Source organism: Pseudomonas oryzihabitans, assembly GCF_032027545.1.
GTDB classification, from domain to species: Bacteria; Pseudomonadota; Gammaproteobacteria; order Pseudomonadales; family Pseudomonadaceae; genus Chryseomonas; species Chryseomonas oryzihabitans_F.
On sequence record NZ_JAVSJB010000015.1, the window covers coordinates 1 to 21,982 of the forward strand.

The window sequence follows — 21,982 nt, forward strand, 5'->3', positions numbered from 1 at the left end:
ATCGTAGGTCTTGTCCTCGGCACTGATGCTGCCGGTAATGGACTTGGCCGTGATGCTGGCGGTGGTGGCGGCGTTGGTGCTGCCCAATGTGTAGTTGCCGGCATCGGCGCCGCTGAGGCTACCGCTGACGTTCACTCTCTTGCCATTGCCTGCGTTCTTGTCGGCGAAGCTGCCACTGCTGCTCAGGCTCACGGCGTCGCCGTCGATGACCCCGCTCAGGCTACTGCTGGTGGTGGCGCTCGTGGAGCCATCGTAGGTCTTGTCCTCGGCACTGATGCTGCCGGCGATGGACTTAGGCGTAATGCTGGCGGTGGTCGAGGCGTTGGCGCTGGCCAGGGTGTAGTTGCTGGCGTCACTACCGCCGAGGGTGATGCCGGTAATGTTCACGGTCTTGCCGGCGCCGGCGTTCTTGTCGGTGAAGTGCCCACTGCCGCTCAGGCTCACGGCGTCACCGCTGATCGTGCCATCAAGGCTGCCGTGGGTCATAGCGACGGCGGTGCCGTCGTAGGTCTTGTCCTGGGCGGTGATGCTGCCGGCGATGGACTTGGGCGTGATGTTGGCGGTGGTCGAGGCATTGGTGTTGGCCAGGACGTAGTTGCCGGCGTCACTACCGCCGAGGGTGATGCCGGTAATGTTCACGGTCTTGCCGGCGCCGGCGTTCTTGTCGGTGAAGGCGCCGCTGGCGGAGTTCACGTTCAGCGTATCGCTGCCGATCAGCCCGGTGAAACCTGCCCCGCCGTAGTTCAGGGTGGCAGCGGTGCCGCCGTCGTAGGTCCGGTTTTCTGCGGTGATGCCGGTCACGGCACTGATGCTGGCTTTGACTATGAGCAGGCTGGCGTCCGCATAGCTGATGTCATAGCCCTGCTGCCCCGAGTACAGACCGCTGACCATCAAGGTGCCATCGGCGCTGCGGTATGTGCCCGCGTTCTTGCTGTTACTCGTGTAAACCAAGCTGCCTAGCAGTTTGCTGGCGTCGAGGGCATTGCCCAGGCTGCTGCCTGTGTAGTGGGTCGAACCCGTGGCAGCCGTGCCGTCATAGGTTTTGCTGCCTGCGCCTGCGTTGACCGTGAGCGTGACGCGCTGCAGGAAGCTGCGCAGCAGCGGGGTGCTGTAGCCATCGTAGAGGCGCCAGATCGCATTCGAGCCGCCGGTGCGGGCGATATCCCAGCCGGCGAAGGTCGAGGCTTGGGTGAGTTCTGCCCAGGTTTTGGCAGTGCCATAGCCATTACCGGAAAACGAGCCGTTCGTGGCTCCTGCGTTGTTGATGGCGGTACCGTCCGCCTTGGTGGTGGCGTAGAAGCTGTTGTTGATGGTGCCGTCGTTGTATCCGACCAGCCCGCCAACGCTGGCACTGCCCGAAACGCTACCAGTGGCATAGGCATTGCCGATGGTGCCTTGGCTGTTGAATCCGACCAGGCCGCCGACGTAGCCGTCGGTACCCGAAACGCTCCCGGTGGCATAGGCGTTGCTGATGGTGCCGTCGTTGTATCCGACCAGCCCGCCGACGTAGTAGGCGCCCGAAACGCTACCGGTGGCATAGGCATTGCCGATAGTGCCTTGGTTGTTGACTCCGACCAGGCCGCCGACGTAGCCGTCGGTACCCGAAACGCTCCCGGTGGCATAGGCGTTGCTGATGGTGCCTCCGTTGTATCCGACCAGCCCGCCGGCGACGCTACTGCTCGAAACGCTCCCGGTGACAGAGGCGTTGCTGATGGTGCCGTGGGAGTTGACTCCGACCAGCCCGCCGACGTTGCCACGGCCCGAAACGCTCCCGGTGACAGAGGCGTTGCTGATGGTGCCTCCGTTGTATCCGACCAGCGCGCCGACGTAGTGCCTTCCGGACACGCTGGCGCTGACCAGCGCCAGGTCGCGGAGGGTCGCGGTGGCGCCGGCGAAGCCGAACAGGCCGACGTAGTCGTTGCCGGAATCGATGGTCAGCCCGGAGATCCTGTGGTTCGCGCCGCTCAGGCTGCCGGTGAAGGCGGCGTTGCTGTCGCCGACCGGGGAGAAGCCGGCGCTGCTCCACGTCCCGCTGGCATTGCTGCCGGCGGTCTGGCTGGCATCGATGTCGGCGGACAGGCTGTAGCTGGCCGCCCGGTTGTACGCCATCAGCTGCAACTGGTGCGCGTTGGCGATGCTGGTGCTGTACTCGCTGGCCAGGAAGGGGCGCGTCTGCCCCTCGAGCATGATCCAGGCCGGGTTGCCGGCGCCATCGCTGGCGACGTAGACGTCGCTGGTACCGGCGAGCAGCGACCAGGTGCCGAGATTGCCGTAGCTGCTGTGGTTGTAGCGGTTGCCGCTGCCGACGCTGGTCAGACTGGTAACGCTGCCGCCGTTGCCGTTTCCGATGGCATTGGCCTGGCCGGTGCTGTCGACGTCCCAGGACGCATTGCTGACGCTGCCGGTATTGGCGCCGATCAGCCCGCCGACGTAGGAGCTGCCTGAAACGCTACCGGTGGCATAGGCGTTGTTGATGGTGCCTTGGGAGTTGACTCCGACCAGCCCGCCGGCGAAGTCCCTGCCCGAAACACTACCGGTGGCATAGGCGCTAATGATGGTGCCGAGGTTGTTGAATCCAACCAGCCCGCCAACGTAGGAGGTGCCCGAAACGCTCCCGGTGGCATAGGCATTGCTGATGGTGCCTCTGTTGTATCCGACCAGCCCACCAACGTAGGAGGTGCCCGAAACGCTCCCGGTGGTATAGGCGTTGCTGATGGTGCCACCGTTCCACCCGATCAGCCCGCCGACGTAGTAGTTGGTGCCCGACACGCTCCCGGTGGCATAGGCGTTGCTGATGGTGCCATCGTTCCATCCGACCAGCCCGCCGACGTAGCTGCCGGTGCCCGATACGCTCCCGGTGGCATAGGCGTTGCTGATGGTGCCGCTGTTCATTCCGACTAGGCCGCCGACATAGTCGGTAGCCGACACGCTCCCGGTGGCATAGGCATTGCTGATGGTGCCTCTGTTGTATCCGACCAGCGCGCCGACGTAGTGCCTTCCGGACACGCTGGCGTTGACCAGCGCCAGATCGCGGAGGATCGCGGTGGGGTCGACGTAGCCGAACAGGCCGACGTAGTCGTTGCCGGAATCGATGGTCAGATCGCGGATGCTATGGCCCATGCCGGCGAAGGTACCGCTGAAACGCGATGAAGATGAGTAAGATCCTATCAACGCCGAGTTATAGGTCGTCCCCACCGCCTCCAGATCCTGAGCCAATGCATAGTTGCCGCCGAGACCCTGGGTATTGATGGCCTGGAGATCCGCCAGGCTATGCAGCAGGCCGTAGCCCTGGCCATTGATGCTCAGGCTGGCAGTGGTGCCGCTCAGGGTGACCGGGGCGCTGACGTGGTAGTCGCTGCCGGCGGTCGCGCTGCCGTTCTGGATGTAGCCACCATAGTTGAGCGCCAGGCCCGCGCTGGCGCCGGTGGCGGTGATGGGCGCATTCAGATAGAGATCGCCATGGGCGTTCAGGGTCAGGGTGGTGTCGGCGCTCCAGCTGACCGCCGAATTCACGCTGAGCGTGCCCGTATCGCTGCCGTTGCTGCTGCTGACGGTCTGCAGGGTGACGTTGCCGTTCTGCAGGTTGGCCGCCAGGGTGCTGGCGCCGATGCCGCTGTCGCTCTGGGCTGTCGTGCCCGCGCTGACGGTGAAGTCGGTGGGATCGAGCAGCCAGGTGCCGCTCTTGCCTTGGGTGGCCTTGGTGGTGATATGGGTGCCGTCGGCCACCTGGACATGGGCACCGGAGGTCTCGACGAAGCCGCCGTTGCCCGTGGTGGGCGCGCTGGCATCCAGGGTGCCGGCGACCTGCACGGTGCCGCCGTCGAAACCACCGAGCAGCTCGATCTTGCCGCCACGCTCGGCCAGGGTCTGGGCCTCGATCACCCCGCTGTTGTTGACCACGGTCTTGAGCAGAGCCTCGCCGGCGTGGGCGGTGAGCAGCACCTGCCCACCGTTGGCGCGGATCAGCTCGCGGTTCTCCGCCAGGGCGTCGGCGGTGGCCTCATCCACCTTGACGCTGAGCAGGCCATCGCCGGCGAAGTCCAAGGTCATGGCCTGGCCGGCGGCCAGGGCCACGCTGCCGCCGTTGGCGACGATCACGCCCTGGTTGCTGACCTGGCCGCCGAGCAGGGCTACGGCGCCGCCGTTCTTGGCGTTGAGACTGCCCTGGTTGAGCACCGATTTCGGCGTGCCCTGGCTCTTGAAACGATAGCGGCCTTGTTCGAAATCGCTGTTGGCGATGTCCAGGGTGGAAGCCACCAGGCCGCCGACGTTCACGCTGGCGCCCTGGCCGAAGAGGATGCCGTTGGGGTTGACCAGGAACACCCGGCCATTGGCCTCCAGGTTGCCGAGGATGCGCGAGGCGTCCTGGCCCACCACCCGGTTGAGGGCCACGGCCTGGCTGGAAGGCTGGTGGAAGGTCACGCCATGGCCAGTGCCGATGTCGAAGCTCTGCCAGTCGATGGCCAGGTTGGGGCTGGTCTGGTCGACGGTGAGCTGCTGGCCAGTGCTGGAAAGGTGCCCGCTACCGGAGACCACCGTCCCGCCGCTGGGCAGGTTCGCCGCCCCGGCACCCAGGGGCGCCAGCAGCAGGAGCCCTACCGCCCGGCCACTGCCGCGCTTGCCGCCACTCTTGGCCAGTTCGCTGGTGACCACCCAGATTTGCAGGCTATAGCTCCAGAGGGTGCGGAAGATACGGTTCATGGCGGCTGTCCTCGCGGAGCGCTAGGTGGCATCAGGTCGCGGCGCGGATAGCGGCGACCCGGGGTGGCGTCTGGGTCCTGGTACGCACGCGGCCCATGAGGCGCTGGTCTGACGGTGCGTAAGGCACCTTCGATCAGGTGTGATGAACGGCGCGCCAGGCATCGAGCCCAGGCCTGCGTGAGAGGCCGCTCACAGGTCTGGCTACCTTAGGGATGCTGCCCGTCGCCGCCTATAGTCCATTTGGACCGGTTTGGAACCCTTGAGCGTCAGCGTGGTCGCGTCTAGATTGCGGGAATGGACAAGCCAACTACCCTGCTCCTCATCGACGACCACGCCCTGTTCCGCTCCGGTATCGCCCTGGTACTGGCGGCGGGCCTGCCCCAGGTCACCATCGAGGAAGCCTGCTCGCTCGAAGACGCCTTGCACCTGGAGGAGGTGGAGCCGCAGCTGGTGTTGCTCGACGTCCAGCTCCAGGGAGCCAGCGGGCTGGAGGGCATCGCGGCCATCCGCGAGAAATGGCCGCAGGTGAAGATCGTCATGGTGTCGGCCTTCGATCTGTCGGAAGTGGTGCGCGAAGCGGTACGGCGGGGAGCGCTGGAGTTCATCTCCAAGACCGAACAGCCCGAACGGCTGTTGCAGAAGATCCGGGCCCTGCTCGACGGTGTGCTTCCCGAGGGACCGGCACTGGCGGGCGACCAGCCCCGGCTGACGCCACGCCAGATCGAGGTACTCGAGTTGGTGAGCCAGGGGTTGTCGAACAAGATGATCGGCCGCCGCCTGAATCTATCCGAGCACACGGTGCGCGGCCACGTCCAGGCGCTGCTCGCCACGCTGCGGGTGGCCAGCCGGGCCGAAGCCACCTACGCCGCGCGCCGGCTGGGCCTGATTCTTTGACCGATGAGGGCCGGATCCAGAGCGAGCGGCTCCGGCTGATCCTCCAAGGGATCGATCAGTCGCTGTGGGTCGGCATCCTCTTGTCGACGCTGTTGTTCGGCGTCTTTCTGGTGACCGGGCGCTCGAGGGCTGACGACGCCTGGCCGCTGACCGCCAGCCAATTGCCGTTGGCGCTATGGTACCTGGCGTTTCTCGCCTGCCGCTTCTTCCAGGTCGGCTACTGCCGGCGTCGGCTACGGCAGCCGCCGGACCAGGCCACGATCACGCCGACGGTGCGCGTGCTGGTGCTCAGCAAGCTGGCGGAGGGCCTGATCTGGGGCTCGCTGGCCTGGATCGGCCTGCGCGACGGCGTCCCGGCCAGTTCCATCGCCCTGCTGCTGGCCTTGATGGCGGCGATCAGCAGCAATGCGGTGTCCATGCTTTCACCGATTCTCCGGCTCTACCTGAGCCTGATGCTCCCCATGCTGTCCTTGACCATGCTGCGGCTGATGCTACTAGACGAGCTGACCTATAGGGCCATTGGCGTCTGCTGCCTGCTCTATGTGATCGGACAGTACGGCCAGGCCCGGCTGGTCGGTGGCGGGATCAACACCACCATCCGGCTGCGCTTCGAAAACCTCGACCTGATCGAGCGTCTGCAGCACGAGAGTCAGATGGCCAGCGCCGCGCGCGAAGCGGCCGAGCAGGCCAACGAGGCCAAGTCGCGCTTCCTGGCCGCCGCCAGTCACGACCTGCGGCAACCCATCCATGCCCAGGGGCTGTTCCTGGAAGCGCTGTCCTACAGCCGTCTGGACGAGCACCAGCACCAGGTCCTGGCCAGTGCCAAGGCGGCTGGCCTGGCGTCGGCGGACATGCTCAACACCCTGCTGGACTTCTCCCGCATCGAGGCTGGGGTGGTGCAGCCCAGTGTGCAGCCCGTGGATCTGCACAGCCTCTTTTGCAAGATGGAGCTGGATCTGGCCCCGCAGGCGGATGCCAGGGGACTCATCTACCGCTGTCGCGAGACCGAACTGCAGATCCTCTCCGATCCGGCGCTGCTGGAGCTGATCCTGCGCAATCTGATTACCAACGCCATTCGCTACACGGAGCGTGGCGGGCTGCTGATCGCCGCGCGACGACGGCGCAGCCATGCCATCCTCGAGGTCGTGGATACCGGGATCGGCATCGCCGCGGACCAGCAGCGGGAAATCTTTCGCGAGTTCCATCAACTGGGCAACAGCGAGCGCGACCGCCGCAAGGGCCTGGGGCTGGGCCTGGCCATCGTCGAGGGCCTGGCACGTTCCCTGGGCCATCGCCTGACCCTGGTGTCACGGGTGGGCCGCGGCAGTACCTTTCGCCTGGAGGTGCCAATCGCGCCCTTGCAGCCCCTGGCGCCCTATCCGGACCGACCGCCTCCGGACACGGACACGGCGCTGCAGGTCCGCGGCTGCATCCTGGTGGTGGACGACGACGAGGCCATTCGGCTCGGTATGCAGCAGTTGCTGGAAAGCTGGGGCTGCACCTGCGTGGTGGCCGAGTCCTATGACGCGGCGGTCGCCCTGCCCTGGCGCGCGGCACCAACCATGATCATCTGTGACTATCGACTGCGTGATCAGCAGACCGGGGCACAGGTCATCCGCGCCTTGCGCGAGCATTTCGCCCGCGAGCTCCCGGCCCTGTTGATTACCGGCGACACGGCTCCCGAGCGCCTGAGCGAGGCAGCCTCCAGCGGCATTCCCCTGCTGCACAAGCCGGTGACCGCCAAGGACTTGCGGCGGGCACTGGGCGCGCTGTCATGACAGGCTTCAGTGCCCGCCAGCGCGGCCCGGACCAGCAGCTCAGCCCTGCTGGAACACCAGCACCTTGAGCCCACCCTCGGGGTCTTCGTCGGCGAATTCCGGCGGGTTGGCCAGGCGCTCGACGAAGGCCAGGCTCGGTGCCTCCTGGGCCATGCCGGCAATGAGGAAGTCCGCGCCTACCCCGGGGTCGTTGACACAGGCCAGTACCCGGCCACCGGGGGTGAGCAGTTCCGGTAGCCGGCGCAGGATGCGGGCGTAGTCCTTGGTCAGGGCGAAACTGCCCTGCTGGAAGCTGGGTGGATCGACGATCACCAGGTCGTAGGGGCCGAGCTTGCGCACCTTGCCCCAGGACTTGAACAACTCGTGCCCGAGAAAACTGACCTTGCCGAGGTCGTGGCCGTTGAGTCGGTGGTTCTCCCGCCCACGGGTCAGGGGACCGCGGGCCATGTCCAGATTGACCACCTGGCTCGCGCCGCCGGCCAGGGCGGCCACCGAGAAGCCACAGGTGTAGGCGAAGAGGTTGAGGATGCGCAGACCGGCGGCCTGCTCGCGCACCCAGCGGCGGCCCAGGCGCATGTCGAGGAACAGCCCCATGTTCTGGTGGCGAGTGAGGTCCAGGCCGAATTTCAGGCCATCTTCGTGGATGACGTGCTCGCCCACCGGCGCCCCGATCAGTGCCTCGCTGGCGGCGTCCTGGCGATAGCGGTGCTGCAGCAGCAGGCTGCGCGCGCCGCTGGCGGCCCATGCGGGGGTAGCCGCCAGCGCCCTCAGGGTATCGCGCAGGGCCTCCAATTCGTCGACCGGCAATTCGCGAAACAGGCAGACCCGTACCACCCCTTCCAGCCAATCGACGGTGAGCTGCTCGAGCCCCGGCAGGAGCCGGCCGCGGCCATGGATCAGCCGGCGGGCTTCGCCCGGCGGCGCGGCCAGGGCCTTGGTCAAGAGATCGGTCAGGGTGGCGAGAGTGGAGATATTCATGCAGGCGCGCCGGTCAGGGCGCGCCAGGGTAGCGGAAAGTAGCGCGGACGTCCGCTCCCCTCTTGAGCCTGCACAAAGGCTCAAGAACTAGCGCCAAGCAACGCCTTTCCAGCGCCGTTTGGCCAACACGCAGCAGACTTTGAGCAGGCTCTCAGGTCGCGTCCGCGTGACTGACCACCCCCTTGATCAGCACGGCCAGGGCGGCGATACCCGCCGGCAAGAGCAGCGCGGTGAGCACCTGGGTGAAGGTCCAGCCCAGGCCCAGCAGGGTCGCGCCCATCCAGGCGCCGGTGATGGCGCCGAAGCGGCCGATGCCGAGCATCCAGGACACCCCGGTGGCGCGGCCATGAGTCGGGTAGTAGCGCGCCGCCAGGGATGGCATGGCGGACTGGGCGCCGTTGATGCACATGCCGGCCACCAGCACCAGGGTGGCGACCAGGGCGACCTGTCCCAGGCTCTGGCCGACACAGTAAGCGAAGATGCCGGCCAGGGCATAGAACAGGCCGATCACCTTGTGCGGATTGAACCTGTCCATGGCCCAGCCGACGAACACCGCGCTGAGCACCCCACCGAACTGGAACAGCGCGCCGATCAGGGCGGCCTGCTCCAGGCTGGCGCCAGCGTCGCGCATCAACGTCGGCAGCCAACTGGTGAGCAGGTAGACGATCACCAGGCCCATGAAATAGGTCAGCCACAGCAGCAGGGTGCCGGCGCTGAAGGTGCGGTTGAAGATCACCGCGAAGACGTTGCCGGCCTTGACCGTCTTCTGCTCGGGCACCACGAAGTGGCGCGCCTCGGCGGCCTCACGGCCAATGGGCACCAGCACCCGGCGGATGCGCTCGGCGCTCTTGCCGTGCACCACCAGGTAGCGCGCCGACTCCGGCAGCCAGAGCAGCAGCACCACGGCCAGGGCCAGGGGCAGCACGCCGCCCAGCACCAGCAGGCTGTGCCAGCCATAGGCCGGGATCATCCAGGCCGAGACGAAGCCGCCACCGGCCATGCCCAGGTTGAAGCCGCAGAACATGCTGGTCACCAGCAGCGACTTGAGTCGTTCGGGGGTGTATTCCGAGAGCAGCGTGGTGGCGTTGGGCATGGCGGCGCCCAGGCCCAGACCGGTGAGGAATCTCAGGATCACCAACTGGTCGAGGTTGGCGCTGAAGGCCGACAGCAGGCTGAAGCCACCGAAGATGAAGGTGGCGACCACCAGTACGCCCTTGCGCCCGAAGCGATCCGCCAGCGGACCGGAGAACAGGGCGCCGAAGACCATGCCGCCGAGGGCGGCGCTCATCACCGGCCCGAGGCTGGCGCGTGGAATGCCCCACTCCACCGACAGCGCGGGGGCGATGAAGCCCATGGCGGCGGTATCCAGGCCGTCGAGGAAGACGATCAAAAAGCACAGGGCGACGATGCGCCACTGGTAGCTGGAGAGTGCCTGGCGATTGATGAATTGCTGGACGTCCAGGGTACCGGTCACGGCCGGCGCGGGACTGCCGGCCAGGGGTAAGGTGGCGGATTCGAAGGTTTGGGTCATGGCGAGGCGCTCGTTGTTGTTATGGCGTCAGACGACGCTCGCCAGACCTTAAGCTCCTCACCAATCCGCTGACAATTCGATTATCGGCTAGCTAATCGATAATCGACCACTTTTACCTGACCGGTCAGTCTCAGGCGGGTTGCAAGGACCAGCCCAGCCAGCGCCGGGCCTCGCGCACGTCGCTCAAAAGGTCGTGCTGCCAGAGCCAGTCGAAGCGCTGGGCCAGGGTCTGACCGAGGCGGGCTTCGTCGTCGCCCATGGTCCTATCGCGGTACTCGTAGAGCTCGCCGGCTTCCCAGGAGGTGCGCTGGGTGCGGCAGGCACGCGGCAGGCGCCAGCGCTCGTAGGCCTCCAGTACCCGCTCGAGATTGCCGCTGTCCAATTGCGGATCGATCAGCAGCTCGCGCAGGAACCAGGCGTCTTCCAAGCCCTGGCCGGCACCTGCGCCCTGGTGCGGCAGCATGGCGTGGGCGGCGTCGCCGAGCAGCGCGGCGCGGCCGTGCACGTAGTGCGGCAGTTCCTCGATATCGTGCAGCGCCCAGAGCGTCGGCGACGCGATGGATTCCACCAGGGTCCGGGCCGCCAGGCCCCAATCGGCAAAGGCGGCACCGACCTCGGCGCGACTGGCGTTGCGTACCCAGGGCTGGTCCGCCGGCCAGACCGCCGAGCGTGGCTGGGCGGTGAGGAAGGCGACGATGTTGAGGATCCGCCCCTGCTTGATGGGAAACGTGAGGATATGGCCGTCCTGGGCCAGGTACATCTGCGGCACGTCGAGCAGGTGCTGGTCGAGCCCGGCCGTACGAAAGCGCTCGCGCAGCAGGTCGCGCTCCACCAGGCCACGGTAGGCGACGCTGCCGGTGAAGCGCGGGCCCGGATCGCCCAGGCCATGCCCGGCAAGGACCGGCGCGCGCAGGCCGGACTTGATGCCATCGGCGGCCAGCACCAGGTCGCAGCGGTGGGTGGTGCCATCGGTGAAGCTCAGGGTGGCCCCCGTGGCGTCCTGCGTCAGGCCGCAGGCACGCTTGCCGAACACCGCCATGCCGTCGGGCAAGCGGCGCGCCAGGGCGTCGAGGAAGTCGGCGCGGTGGATGGAGGACTGGCCAACCCCGGGGGCCAAGGTGGCGCCCAGGTAGCTGGCGTCGCTGCCGCGGCGCCATTCGAACCAGACGTCCTGCCAGGGCTCGGGGGTGCGGTCGGCCAGGGCCTGGTAGGGCTCGGCCATGCCCAGCCCGGCCAGGGCGCGCACGGCATTGGCGCCGAAGGAGACGCCAGCGCCGATCTCGCCGAAGGCGGGCGCGGATTCGAACAGGGTGACCTTGAGGTGCGGGGCGTCCTTGAGGCCGAGGGCCAGGCCGACGCCGGCGATGCCACCACCGACGATGGCGATGTTGAGGGGAGCGTTCATGGGATTTCCTCGTCAAGTGCCTGCGCTAGTCGCGAGCCGCCAGGTGGATGGCCTGGGCCAAGGCCTCGGGCCGGGTGAAGAGCACCTCGTGGCTGCCGGCCAGGGATACCAGGCGATAGCCGCCCAGCCGCTCGCTCAGGCGCGGATGCCAGCCGTACTGGCCGGGCGGTAGGGCCACGTCGTCCTGGGCGTAGAGCCAGCTGCGCGGGATCGGCAGGCCGTCGAAGGTCTTCAGCGGCACGGCGTCGAAGTGACTGCGCGCCGGGGTCGGGGTGAGGTATTCGGCGTAGACCGCCTGGGCCTGTTCCAGGCTGGCGTCACCGATGAAGGCATCGCGGAACACCGGGAAGGGCAGCATGATGCCGCCATCGGGCTGCTCCAACTGGCGCCACAGGGCCTGGTAGTGCGGTGGCACCAGGTCGAACAGGGCCTCGCCATCGCGCAGTACGAAGGCGTTGTGGAACACCAGGCGCTTGAGTCGCGCGGTCTCGATCTCGGCCAGGCGCTGCAGCACGGTGCCGCCCCAGCTGTGACCGAGGGCGACCACGTCGCGCAGGTCATGGCGGCGCACGTAGTCGACCAGGGAGTCCACGCAATCGGCGTGACTGGCCGCAAGATCCGCGCCGTGGCCATGACCGGCCAGGGTCGGGGCATGCACCTCGGCGCCCTGGGCGCGCAGGGCCTGGGCGACGCCGTCCCAGGCGCGACCGTCGTGCCAGGAACCATGGATCAGCAGGTAGGTAGTGGTCATGGTGTCGTCCTCTTAGAAGCGGTAGCCAATGCCGAGATTGAGATAGCTGACGTCGGTGCCGACGCTGACACCCTGGCTGGCGTCTCTGCCTTTCAAGCGATCGTTGACGGCGTAGAGATAGCTGCCGGTGACTTCCCAGCCGTTGCCCAGCCGGTAGCTGGCGCCAAGGCTGTAGTGGTCGTACTGGGCCAGCGGTGCCAGGGTGGCGAAGGTGGTTTCGCTGTTGGGAATGAAGTGATTGGAAAAGGAGGCGCCGGCGCGCAGCGTCCATCGTTCGTTCAGCGCGTAGCTGGCGCCGAATCTCAGGATCTTCTGGTCGCGCCAGCCGAAGCCGGGACCGTCGCTGGCGCCCAGGGGACCGCCCTCGGTCAGGCGATTGCCGTAGGCGCGCTCGCCGGACCAGTCGATCCACAGGGCATCGGCGGCCAGGGTCAGCTGGGGCGTGGCCTTGAATGCCAGGCCGACGCCGGCCTGCTGCGGCAGGTTCAGGCGACCGTCCGGCAAGAGGCCGCGATAGCGCTCCAGGCGCTGGAACCACAGCGGGCTGGCGTAACTGACACCCAGGCTCAGGCGCTCGCTCAGGGCACCCTGGTAGCCCAGGGCGAAGCCGCCGCCATAGGCCTTGTCGGTCCCTGGACTGGCGAAGCCGAAGCCTTCCAGCCCGGCGATCTCCAGGCGTTGATAGGCCAGTCGTGGCGAGAAACCGACATAGTGACCCGGGGCCAGGCGCCAGGTGACGGTGGGCGCCAGCACCACCTGCTGCAGGCTGGACTTGAGGTCGTGGGTGCCGAACACCGGCTCGCCGTAGTCCAGGGCGATGCCCTGGCCGAACACCGAGAGACCGGCGCTCAGATCCTCGTTGATGACCCGGTTGAAGCCGCCGGTGGGCACGGCCACCACGGCGTTGTCGGCGTAGTGGTTGCTGCCGACTTCGGTACGGATCGGTGCCCGCAGCAGGGTCAGGTCGGCGTCGAAGCGATCACCCAGCAGGGCCATGCCGGCCGGGTTGTTGGCGGAGGCGGCGGCATCCTGCGGCAGGGCGATGGACACCCCGGCCATGCCCATGGCCTTCGCACCATAGGCGGGCAGTTGGACGCCATTGTTGGCCTGGGCCGGCAGGCTGACTCCCAGGCCGAGGAGCAAGGCGGAGACGACGGGCAAAGCCGTGCCGGTGGATAACGCGAAAGGCTTGGACATGGCGGTGCGCTCGAGTTGTTGTTGTAGGAGCGTTGTCGCTGGGCGGGACGTCTTGCGTCCCTGGTGTCCATGCTCGCCCTACCGCACCCCTGCCACTATCCCGCCACTGTGCTGGACTATCCGCCTACTGCCGTCTGACTCGCGCGTCCGCGCCAGGTCGCCGAGGGCGTTTCTCCGAAGCGCGTCCGGTACTGCTGGGCGAAGCGTCCCAGGTGCAGGAAGCCGTGGGCCAGGGCCACCTCGGTCACGCTGCGCGCGCTCGCCTGGGGATCGAGCAGCATCTGGCGGACCCGCTCCAGCCGAAGTCGCCGCACGAACTCCAGCGGCGCGCAGCCGACCTCGCGCTGGAACAGGCTGAACAAGGCCCGCTCGCTGAGGTGCGCCTGGGCCGCCAGCTGGCGCGGCGAGAGTTCTTCGTCCAGATGCGCCTCTATGTGCTCCACCAATTGGGCGAAGCGGCTGCAGGGTTCGCTCCTGCTCGCCGGCGCGGCCAGGTTGCTCGGCAATTGCAGCAGCAGCTTGCTCGCCAGGATCTGCAGGTAGGGCTCGTGAAAGCCTCCGGGCAGCGCCGCCTCGGCCTCGTGGCAGATCAGGCTGAGCAGGTCGAGGATGTCGCTCGAGGGACGCTGGGCCTGGGGCCGGATGAACCGGATGCCAGCGCTCGGCAACACCCAGCCGCGGGCCTGGCAGACCCGCTCCAACAAGCTCGCCGGCAGCTTGACGATGAATTTCTCGCAGTCGTCGGAATAGACCAGATCCACCGGCTCGTTGGGATTGAGCAGCATCAGCTCGCCGGAGCCGTAGCAGCGCGCGCCGTCACGGCCCTGCCACAGGCAGCGACCGCGCAAGAGGATCTGCAGGTGATAGAGCTCGTCGAGCGCGGGGGCCAGGATGCGCACCTGGCCGGCATAGTGCAGCCGACAGAGATCGAGGGCGGCGAAATGGCGATGGGCGAGACTGGCCCGCGCGGTGGTGTCGCGGCCGATCTGCAGGCGATGGCTACCAAGGTGGCGACCGACGTACTCCGAGACCTGACCGGGCGCACAGGCGGCGAAGACCTGGCTGCCCTCACTCAGCAAGACCCTGTCCATGGCGATACTCCTGGCAGTTTGTTGTTATGCCGCCAGCATGCGCAGCCGCTCTGGAATCTGTCCAATACCGCCGAAGTGGGCCTTCCATACCCCCTGGGTATGGCGCTTCACCGCGTCAGACATTGGCCACGGCGCCGCGGCCAAACAGCCGTCCGCGCCACCGACGACCGCCAGGGCCGTTCACGGCGAGTTGCCACTAGTACAGAAGCACTGGCTGTACACCCGTACTATTCGTCGCTGCAGAGCGGCTCCAGATACTTCCCGCGCTGGCTACCGGCCGGTCAGGAAAGGTCGAGGTGGTGACAGCGGTCGCCACCACCCTGGCACCCATGGAGTCTCTGGAGTCGTTATGAAGCCCCTATTCAAACAATCCCCGCTCGCCTTCGCCATCTCCCTGGCGCTACTGCCACCGGCCCACGCGGCCGACTACGTACTGAGCACCGGTCAGCAGACCTGGAGCAGTGATCAAACGGTCAATGGCGCGGTGGTGGTCAAGCCGGGCAACGGTGACACCGCCAGCCTCACCATCAACAACGGCGCGACCGTGACCAGCCAGGGCGGCCAGGTCAGCAGCGCCTCCAACACCTCCGCCGCCAACGTCGGCCAAGGCAACATCCTGGTGGATGGCAGCGGGACCAAATGGAATACCGGAACGGGGAATTCGCTCCTGGTCGGCAGTAATGGCCGGGGCAAACTCACCATCAGCAATGGTGCCCAGGTGTCGGCGGGCACCGTGCAACTGAGTGACAACGGCAGTACCGGCAACGCGGTTTCCCGCGCGGAACTGGTGGTGACCGGGCAGAACGCCCTACTCGACACCGTCAATGTCAAGGCCGGCGGGGTCTTTTTGTACGACTCGCGCATCACGGTCAGCAACGGTGGCCACATCAACAGCCAACAGGTCGCCATCGACTCGGTCACCCAGCTCTCGGGCAGCGGCAGCCGCTGGGACAACAGCGGAGCCTTCACCACCAAGAACGACCTCAGCCTGAGCGACGGCGCGGTGCTGACCAGCAACACCCTGGCGCTGGGCTCGGCGCACAACGATCGCAACACCCTGGTGAACGTCTCCGGCCAGGGCACGCGCCTGGCGGTGGCCCAGGACTTCACCCTCGGCACCACCAGTTCCAGCACCGTGCTGACACTGTCCAACGGCGCCCAGCTGAGCGCCGGCAACGGCCTGACCCTCGGCACCCTGACCGGCGTCAACACCGCCGCGAGCGGCGCCCTCAGCATCGGCGGCGGCGTGACGGTGGACGATGGCAGTACCGACTACGACTCCGTCACCGCCGGTACCGCCCAGGCCGCCGGGCAACTGGACCCCCAGACCGCCGTCCGCTTCGGTCCCGGCCGCGGTACCCTGGCCTTCAACCACACCGACAGCGGCCTGCAGTTCGGCAACAGCGTGGGCGGCCAGGGGCGGATCTACTCCTTCGCCGGGGACACTACGATGAGTGGCGATCTCTCAGGTTTCTCTGGCTCCGTCGTGGTACGCGGCGGCCGGCTGGTGCTCGCCGGGAACGTCGACCAGGTCAATCTGGGCGGCGCTTCCAGCTTCTCCCAGAGCTATTCGCGACTGAATGTCGGCAACGGCACCCTGGTGGTCAACGGCACCGTCGGTCGCACGCAATTCGGCACCTACACCAACAGCGCCCAGGTACTGGACGGTGGCGTGCTGGCGGGTAACGGCCAGGTGGGCAGCACCACGGTCGCCTCCGGCGGTACCCTCTCGCCCGGCGAAGGGGCCATCGGCACCCTGGCCATCCAGGGCAACCTGGACATGGCCGCCGGCTCGCGCTATGCCGCGGACATCGCCGGCAACGGCAGCGGCGACCGGATCAACGTCAGCGGTACCGCCACCCTGCGCGGCACCCAGGTCGCGGTGACCGCCCTGGACCCGCAGCAGAGCTACCAGAGCGGCCAGAGCTACACCCTGCTGCGCGCCCAGGGCGGCCTGGTCGACGGCGCCGCCCAGGGCACCGCCTATGCCCAGGCGGTGAGCAACTCGGCCTTCCTCGACGTAGCGCTGCAAAAGACCGACACCGACCTGAATCTGACCATCGCGCAGAAGAACAGCAATCCCGGCAATCCGTCGAATCCGGGCAACCCTTCGAACCCTGGCAATCCCTCGAATCCCGGTAATCCGTCGAACCCAGGTAACCCGTCCAATCCGGGCACTCCCGCGAACCCGGGCATCTTCCAGACCGTGATGGAAACCTCGAACCAGTGGAACACCGCCGGCGCCCTCGGCCAGCTGGCCCAGAGCGGCGACCCTCTGCGCCTGTACAACAACCTGCTGATCCTCGACGCCGCCAGTGCCCGGAGCGCCGCCGACCAGCTGTCCGGCGACTACCAGGCCAGCACCTCGACCGCCTTGATCGCCAACAGCCAGGTGGTCTCCGGCGTCCTCGGCAATCGTCTGCGCAGCCTGCTGGACCTGGGTTCGCTGCGCATGCCGGCCATGGCCCTCAACTTCCAGCCCGGCACCGCACCCGCGGAGAACGGCGCCTGGGTGCAACCCTTCGGCAACTGGACCCGCCTGGGCGGCCAGAACGGCGCCAGCGGCCTGCGGCAAGACACCGGTGGCGTGCTGATCGGTGCCGACGGCAGCTTCACCGAGGATTGGCGCGGCGGTATCTACGGCGGCTACAGCCGCTCGAACTTCAACGCCGACGATCGCGACGCCAGCGGCCACAGCGACAACTACCACCTCGGCCTCTACACCGGCGGCCAGATCGACGCCCTGCGCCTGAGCGCCGACCTGGGCTACACCTGGCATCGCCTCGAGAGCGAGCGCGACGTCGGCTTCGCCAGCTACAGCGATCGCCTCACCGGCAAGCGCAACGCCGAATCCCTGCAGGCCGGTGGCGAAGCGGCCTATCGCATCCCCTTCGGCCAGGTGGTAGTGGAGCCCTTCGCCGGGCTCTCCTATGTACATTTCGACGCCGCGGACCTGCATGAAAAAGGTGGCCCCGCCGCCCTGGATATCTCCAGCGACAAGCAGGACACCTTCTTCTCGACGCTGGGCACGCGAGTCACGGCCAATACCCGGGTGGCGAACCACGAGACCCAGTTCTATGGCTCGTTGGGCTGGCGCCGTGCCTACGGCGATCTGACACCCCGCAACGAGCAGTCCTTCGTCGGCGGTCCGAGCTTCGAGGTACAGGGCGTGCCCCAGGCACGTGACACTGCCGTGACCGAGCTCGGGGCGACGCTACGGGTGAATCGGCTGACCGACGTCGGGCTGTCCTACCAGGGGCAATTCGGCGACGACACTCGCTTCCACTCGGTGAATGCCGGGCTGACAGTGCGTTTCTAAGCCGAGGGTGGCTGAGTATCCGGCTAGTGGAACAACCGGGTGCTCAGCTCTTCACTGGCCGCCAGCAACACCGGGAGGAAACGTGTCTCCAACTCCTGGCGACTGACCCGACTGGCGTGGGTACCGACGTTGAGCGCCGCCAGCACCTGGCCGGCGGCATCTCTCAGGGGCACCGCCAGGGACCGCAGCCCCACTTCCAATTCCTGGTCGACGATCACGTAGCCCTGCTGCCGCACCTGGCCCAGGCACTCGATGAGCGCCGGCGGCTGGTAGAGGGTGCGACTGGTCTTGGCCTGCAGGTCGGCGTGCTCCAGGTAGTCGTGCAACGCGGCGTCGTCCAGCGCGGCGAGCAGGATGCGCCCCATGGAAGTGCAATAGGCCGGCAGGCGACTGCCGACGCTGAGGTCCACCGAAATCAGCCGCTGTGGCGTCGCCGAACGGGCGATGTAGAGGATCTCGTCGCCCTCCAGGGTGGCCATGGAGCAGGCTTCGTGCAGCTGTTCGCTGAGACGATCGAGCACTGGCTGGGCGGTGACCGCCAGCGGCGTGGACGACAGGTAGGCATGACCCAGGGTCAGCACCTTGGGCAGCAGCGAATAGGTGCGACCGTCGGTGGTGACGTAGCCCAGCTTCATCAGGGTATGCAGGCAGCGGCGTACCGCCGCGCGGGGGATCTCGGTGCGATGGCTGATCTGGGCGATGGTCAGCTGGCGCTTGCGCTCCTGGAAGGCATGGATGACCGCCAGGCCACGGGCCAGGGAGGTCATGAAATTCGGATCGCCGGTAAAGGCTTCGATGCGCTTGGCGGGTGAGGCAATGATGGGCGGCGCCGCCAGCGGCGGCAGGCCCGTGGCATGAGCGGTGCGGTTATCGTCCATCGGGCGGTCCTCGGCAGGCTTTTGACCGATTATCGAGCGAGGGGGCGATTATCGCAATGGCATTTAGCGGGGTGCCCGCAGACGACACGGCCAGCAAGGTGCATGCTGGAGGTTCGCCCCTGCCGTTGGGTACCTGCCGATGAAGACCCTGGAAGATCATCTCAGCCAGTACGCGAGCTACCACCGCGATCCCCGCAACATCGCCAGTCACTTTCCCGGCATCCTGCTGATCGTCCTGGCGGTAGCCATCCTGCTGTCGCGCCCGGCGCTGGTCGTCGGCGGCTGGCCACTATCGCCCGCGGTGGTACTCGCGAGCGCCGTGGCGCTCTTCTACCTGCGCCTGGATCGGCCCCTGGGACTGCTGATGACCGGCCTACTGGCCATGGCGCTCTGGCTGGGCGCCCTGCTGGCCGCCCGCAGCACTGCTATCTGGTTGGCCTGGGGCCTGGGCCTGTTCATCGTCGGCTGGGCCATCCAGTTCGTCGGCCATCACTACGAGGGGCGCAAGCCGGCCTTTCTCGACGACCTCGCCGGCCTGGCCATCGGCCCGCTGTTCATCGCCACCGAGGCAGTGTTCTGGCTGGGTGGCCGCCCGCAGCTCCGGCAGGCAATCGAAGAGCGGGCCGGCCCGGTGCGGCGCCGTCAGCCCAGCCGGTAGCGGATCGTCGGCCGGGCGTCAGGGCCGTCCAGCGTCACCTGCGCCTTCACGCCCCAGACCTGCTGGATCAGCTCTGCCGTCAGTACCTTGGCCGGCGTGCCCTCGGCCACCAGGCGGCCATCCTGGAGTACCGCCAGGCGGTTGCAGAACAGCGCAGCAAGGTTGAGGTCGTGGATGGCCAGCACGCAGGTGGCCGGCAGGCGACGGACCAGGTCGAGGATCTCCAGCTGGTGCTGGATATCGAGGTGGTTGGTAGGTTCGTCCAGCAGCAGCTCACTGGGTTCCTGGGCCAGGGCGCGAGCGATCTGGGCGCGCTGGCGTTCGCCGCCGGAGAGGCTGTGCCAGCGGCGGGCAGCCTTGTCGACCAGGCCCACCTGGGCCAGGGCGCGCTGGCAGACCTCGGCGTCACGAGCGCTCCAGGCGTCGAGCAGGCCGCGATGGGGAGTACGCCCGAGGCGCACCACCTCGGCCACCGAGAGATCGGCCTCGGTACCGGCCTGTTGTTCCACCAGGGCGACGCGGCGCGCCAGGTCGCGGCGGCGCACGTCAGGCAGCGGCGTCTCGTCGAGACTGACCGCGCCGTCCTCCGGCCGCCGTAGTCCGGCCAACAGCCGCAGCAGGCTGGACTTGCCCGAGCCGTTGGGGCCGAGCAGGCCGAGCACCCCGCCGGGTGGCACCCGCAGGGTCACTCCGCGCAGGATCGGCTGACCGCCGGCGCTCCAGGCCACGTCCTGCGCGACCAGGCTCATCTGACCTCCCGCGCGCGATAGAGGATGAAGGCGAAGGCCGGCGCACCCACCAGGGCAGTGACCACGCCGATGGGCAGGGTCTGCTTGGCCACCAGGGTGCGGGCGACGATGTCGGCCAGCACCATGAACAGGGCGCCGATCAGGGCGCAGGTGGGCAGCAGCCGGCCATGCCCCGGACCGACCAGGAAGCGCGCCACATGGGGAATCACCAGGCCGACGAAGCCCACCGCGCCGACCAGGCTGACCAGGCAGGCGGTGATCAGGCCGGTCACCGCCAACAGCAGCAGGCGCAGCGGTCCCACCGCCACGCCGAGGCTGGCGGCGGCGTCCTCGCCAAAGGCGAAGGCGTCCAGCGCCCGGGCGCAGGCCAGGCACACCAGCAGGCCACCCAGGACCACGGCACCGGCCAGCCAGACATCCGGCCAGCGCACCCCGGCCAGGCTGCCGAGCAACCAGAACATCACGCTGCGCGCCTGCTCGGCATTGGCCGCGGTGGCGACGATATAGGCGGTCAAGGCATTGAACAGCTGGGAGGCGGCCACCCCGGCGAGAATGATGCGGGTGCTGCCGCCGCTGCCGAGAAAGGGCAGCACCACGGCGAAGGCCAGCACCGCGCCGAGGAAGGCCCCCAGGGAGACGCCGAGCACCCCGCCGCCGATGCCCAGCAGCATCACCAGCACCGCGCCGGTGGAGGCGCCAGCCGACAGTCCCAGCACATAGGGTTCGGCCAGGGCGTTGCGCAGCAGCGCCTGGAGGATGGCGCCGGAGACCGCCAGGCCCGCGCCACAGCAGGCGGCCACCAGGGCGCGACTGAGGCGGTATTCCCAGACGATGCCCTGGACGATGCGCTCCACCGGATAGGGCCCCAGGCCAAGGCCGTTGGCGATGGCCTGCAGGCTGGTCAGGGGCGCGATGGGCATCTCGCCGAAGGACGCCGCCAGCACCACGCTGGCCGCCAGGGCCAGCACGGCGGCCAGGCCCAGCAGCCAACGCCAGGGCCGGGCGCCCTCGGCCGCCAGGGGCAGACTCATGGTTGCGGCTTGGTTAGCGCGGTGGACAGCGCTTCGAGCCCGTCCACCACCCGCAGCGAGGGGTTGAGCGTCGGGGCGTCCACCACCAGCAGGTGGTTCTCGCGTACCGCGCGCAGTTCGCGGGTCAGGGGATCGCTGCGCAGGAAGGCCAGCTTCTTGTCGACGTCATCGGCCGGGTAGAGACGGCGGTCCATGCGCGCCACCACGATATAGTCCGGGTCCAGGGCGGCAATGCGCTCCCAGCTCACTGCCGGCCACTCCTCGGCGCTGTCGACCACATTGCGCAGACCCAGGGCCCGGGCGATCCAGGCCGGTGCGCCGAGCGTGCCAGCGACCCAGGGATCCCCCTCCAGACGCGGGCTGGAGAACCAGAACAGCACCGAGCGGCCCTGGACGCCGGCGGCCTTGGCCTGCTCGCCAGCGGTGGCGATGCGACGGTCCAGTTCGGCAACCAGGTGCTCACCGGCCGGCTGCACATCGAGGATGGCGGCCAGTTCGTGCGCCTCGCGGGTCACCAGATTCATGTCGAAAGGCGCGCTACGGCTGCCGTCGCTGTTGGAGTCGGCGGTGACCGCCTTGCCTTCGCAATCGCTGGGCGCCACGTAGGCGGCGATGCCCAGCTTGGCGAAGCGCGGGAAGTCCGCCACCTCGCCGCCCGGGCCAACGTGATAGGTGTACTGCGCCGCCACCAGGTCCGGTCGGGTGCCGACCACGGCCTCGAAGCTGGGCGCATTGTCGGCCAGGCGCGGAATGCCCTTGCCGGCCTCCTGCAGATCCTTCGGCAGGGCGCCGAACCAGACCCCGGTACCCACCAGGCGTGGGCCCACGCCCAGGCGCAGCAGTAACTCGGTACTGGCCTGGCCGAGGCTGACCAGGCGCTGGGGCGCGCGCTCGAAGACCAGGTCGCGACCGCAGTTGTGCACGGTCAGCGGATAGCTCGTGGCGGCCTGGGCGGTGACGGCGGAAATGGACAGCAGGCCGGCTGCGAGGAGCGGCGAAAGGCGGCGAAGCATGGACTCTC

15 protein-coding genes are annotated in these 21,982 nt (G+C 67.8%); 4 read left to right on the forward strand and 11 right to left on the reverse strand.

The window, feature by feature from the left end; translation table 11 throughout:
* The coding region (locus RND78_RS20440; protein WP_312731732.1) for a GLUG motif-containing protein at positions 1 to 4,701 on the reverse strand (4,701 nt) is incomplete at its 3' end.
* Between the two features lie 294 nt (positions 4,702 to 4,995).
* On the opposite strand from RND78_RS20440, the gene RND78_RS20445 reads away from it, so the two are divergent.
* Positions 4,996 to 5,595, forward strand: a complete 600-nt coding sequence (locus tag RND78_RS20445) for a response regulator transcription factor (RefSeq protein WP_312731733.1) — start codon at positions 4,996 to 4,998, stop codon at positions 5,593 to 5,595.
* Positions 5,592 to 7,373, forward strand: coding sequence for a hybrid sensor histidine kinase/response regulator (locus RND78_RS20450; RefSeq protein WP_312731735.1), 1,782 nt, complete (start codon positions 5,592 to 5,594; stop codon positions 7,371 to 7,373). Before RND78_RS20445 ends, RND78_RS20450 begins: the two co-directional genes overlap by 4 nt.
* Before the next feature lie 39 nt (positions 7,374 to 7,412).
* Here RND78_RS20450 and RND78_RS20455 read toward each other — a convergent pair whose 3' ends face one another.
* The 6 genes from RND78_RS20455 to RND78_RS20480 all read right to left on the reverse strand — a co-directional run bounded on the left by RND78_RS20455 (position 7,413) and on the right by RND78_RS20480 (position 14,326).
* A complete protein-coding gene (locus tag RND78_RS20455) occupies positions 7,413 to 8,351 on the reverse strand; it encodes a class I SAM-dependent methyltransferase (protein WP_312731736.1) in 939 nt (312 codons plus the stop codon).
* Positions 8,352 to 8,502: 151 nt separating this feature from the next.
* On the reverse strand, positions 8,503 to 9,882 hold the full coding sequence (locus RND78_RS20460; protein WP_312731737.1) for an MFS transporter: 1,380 nt from the start codon (positions 9,880 to 9,882) through the stop codon (positions 8,503 to 8,505).
* 130 nt (positions 9,883 to 10,012) lie between these two features.
* The gene (gene salA, locus RND78_RS20465; RefSeq protein ID WP_312731738.1) at positions 10,013 to 11,287 is read right to left on the reverse strand and encodes a salicylate 1-monooxygenase; all 1,275 of its coding nucleotides are present in this window, start codon (positions 11,285 to 11,287) and stop codon (positions 10,013 to 10,015) included.
* A 25-nt stretch (positions 11,288 to 11,312) separates the two neighbouring features.
* Entirely contained in the window at positions 11,313 to 12,038 is a 726-nt protein-coding gene (locus tag RND78_RS20470) for an alpha/beta hydrolase family protein (protein WP_312731740.1), read from the reverse strand.
* A 12-nt stretch (positions 12,039 to 12,050) separates the two neighbouring features.
* On the reverse strand, positions 12,051 to 13,235 hold the full coding sequence (locus RND78_RS20475; RefSeq protein WP_312731741.1) for an OmpP1/FadL family transporter: 1,185 nt from the start codon (positions 13,233 to 13,235) through the stop codon (positions 12,051 to 12,053).
* A gap of 116 nt (positions 13,236 to 13,351) precedes the next feature.
* Positions 13,352 to 14,326, reverse strand: coding sequence for an AraC family transcriptional regulator (locus RND78_RS20480; RefSeq protein ID WP_312731742.1), 975 nt, complete (start codon positions 14,324 to 14,326; stop codon positions 13,352 to 13,354).
* Positions 14,327 to 14,675: 349 nt separating this feature from the next.
* On the opposite strand from RND78_RS20480, the gene RND78_RS20485 reads away from it, so the two are divergent.
* Entirely contained in the window at positions 14,676 to 17,645 is a 2,970-nt protein-coding gene (locus RND78_RS20485; RefSeq protein WP_312731743.1) for an autotransporter domain-containing protein, read from the forward strand.
* Between the two features lie 23 nt (positions 17,646 to 17,668).
* Here the strand turns inward: RND78_RS20485 and RND78_RS20490 are convergent, their stop codons facing one another.
* On the reverse strand, positions 17,669 to 18,523 hold the full coding sequence (locus tag RND78_RS20490; RefSeq protein ID WP_312731745.1) for an IclR family transcriptional regulator C-terminal domain-containing protein: 855 nt from the start codon (positions 18,521 to 18,523) through the stop codon (positions 17,669 to 17,671).
* A gap of 139 nt (positions 18,524 to 18,662) precedes the next feature.
* Here RND78_RS20490 and RND78_RS20495 point away from each other — a divergent pair, with 139 nt between their 5' ends.
* The gene (locus RND78_RS20495) at positions 18,663 to 19,181 is read left to right on the forward strand and encodes an Mpo1-like protein (RefSeq protein WP_312731746.1); all 519 of its coding nucleotides are present in this window, start codon (positions 18,663 to 18,665) and stop codon (positions 19,179 to 19,181) included.
* Here RND78_RS20495 and RND78_RS20500 read toward each other — a convergent pair.
* The 3 genes from RND78_RS20500 to RND78_RS20510 are packed head-to-tail and all read right to left on the reverse strand — an operon-like array spanning position 19,166 to position 21,974.
* The gene (locus RND78_RS20500) at positions 19,166 to 19,930 is read right to left on the reverse strand and encodes an ABC transporter ATP-binding protein (RefSeq protein WP_312731747.1); all 765 of its coding nucleotides are present in this window, start codon (positions 19,928 to 19,930) and stop codon (positions 19,166 to 19,168) included. The two genes, RND78_RS20495 and RND78_RS20500, sit on opposite strands and share 16 nt — an antisense overlap.
* The gene (locus RND78_RS20505; RefSeq protein ID WP_312731748.1) at positions 19,927 to 20,961 is read right to left on the reverse strand and encodes an iron ABC transporter permease; all 1,035 of its coding nucleotides are present in this window, start codon (positions 20,959 to 20,961) and stop codon (positions 19,927 to 19,929) included. The genes RND78_RS20500 and RND78_RS20505 overlap by 4 nt, the downstream gene beginning before the upstream one ends.
* On the reverse strand, positions 20,958 to 21,974 hold the full coding sequence (locus tag RND78_RS20510) for an ABC transporter substrate-binding protein (protein WP_312731750.1): 1,017 nt from the start codon (positions 21,972 to 21,974) through the stop codon (positions 20,958 to 20,960). Before RND78_RS20510 ends, RND78_RS20505 begins: the two co-directional genes overlap by 4 nt.
* Between the last annotated feature and the right edge of the window lie 8 nt (positions 21,975 to 21,982).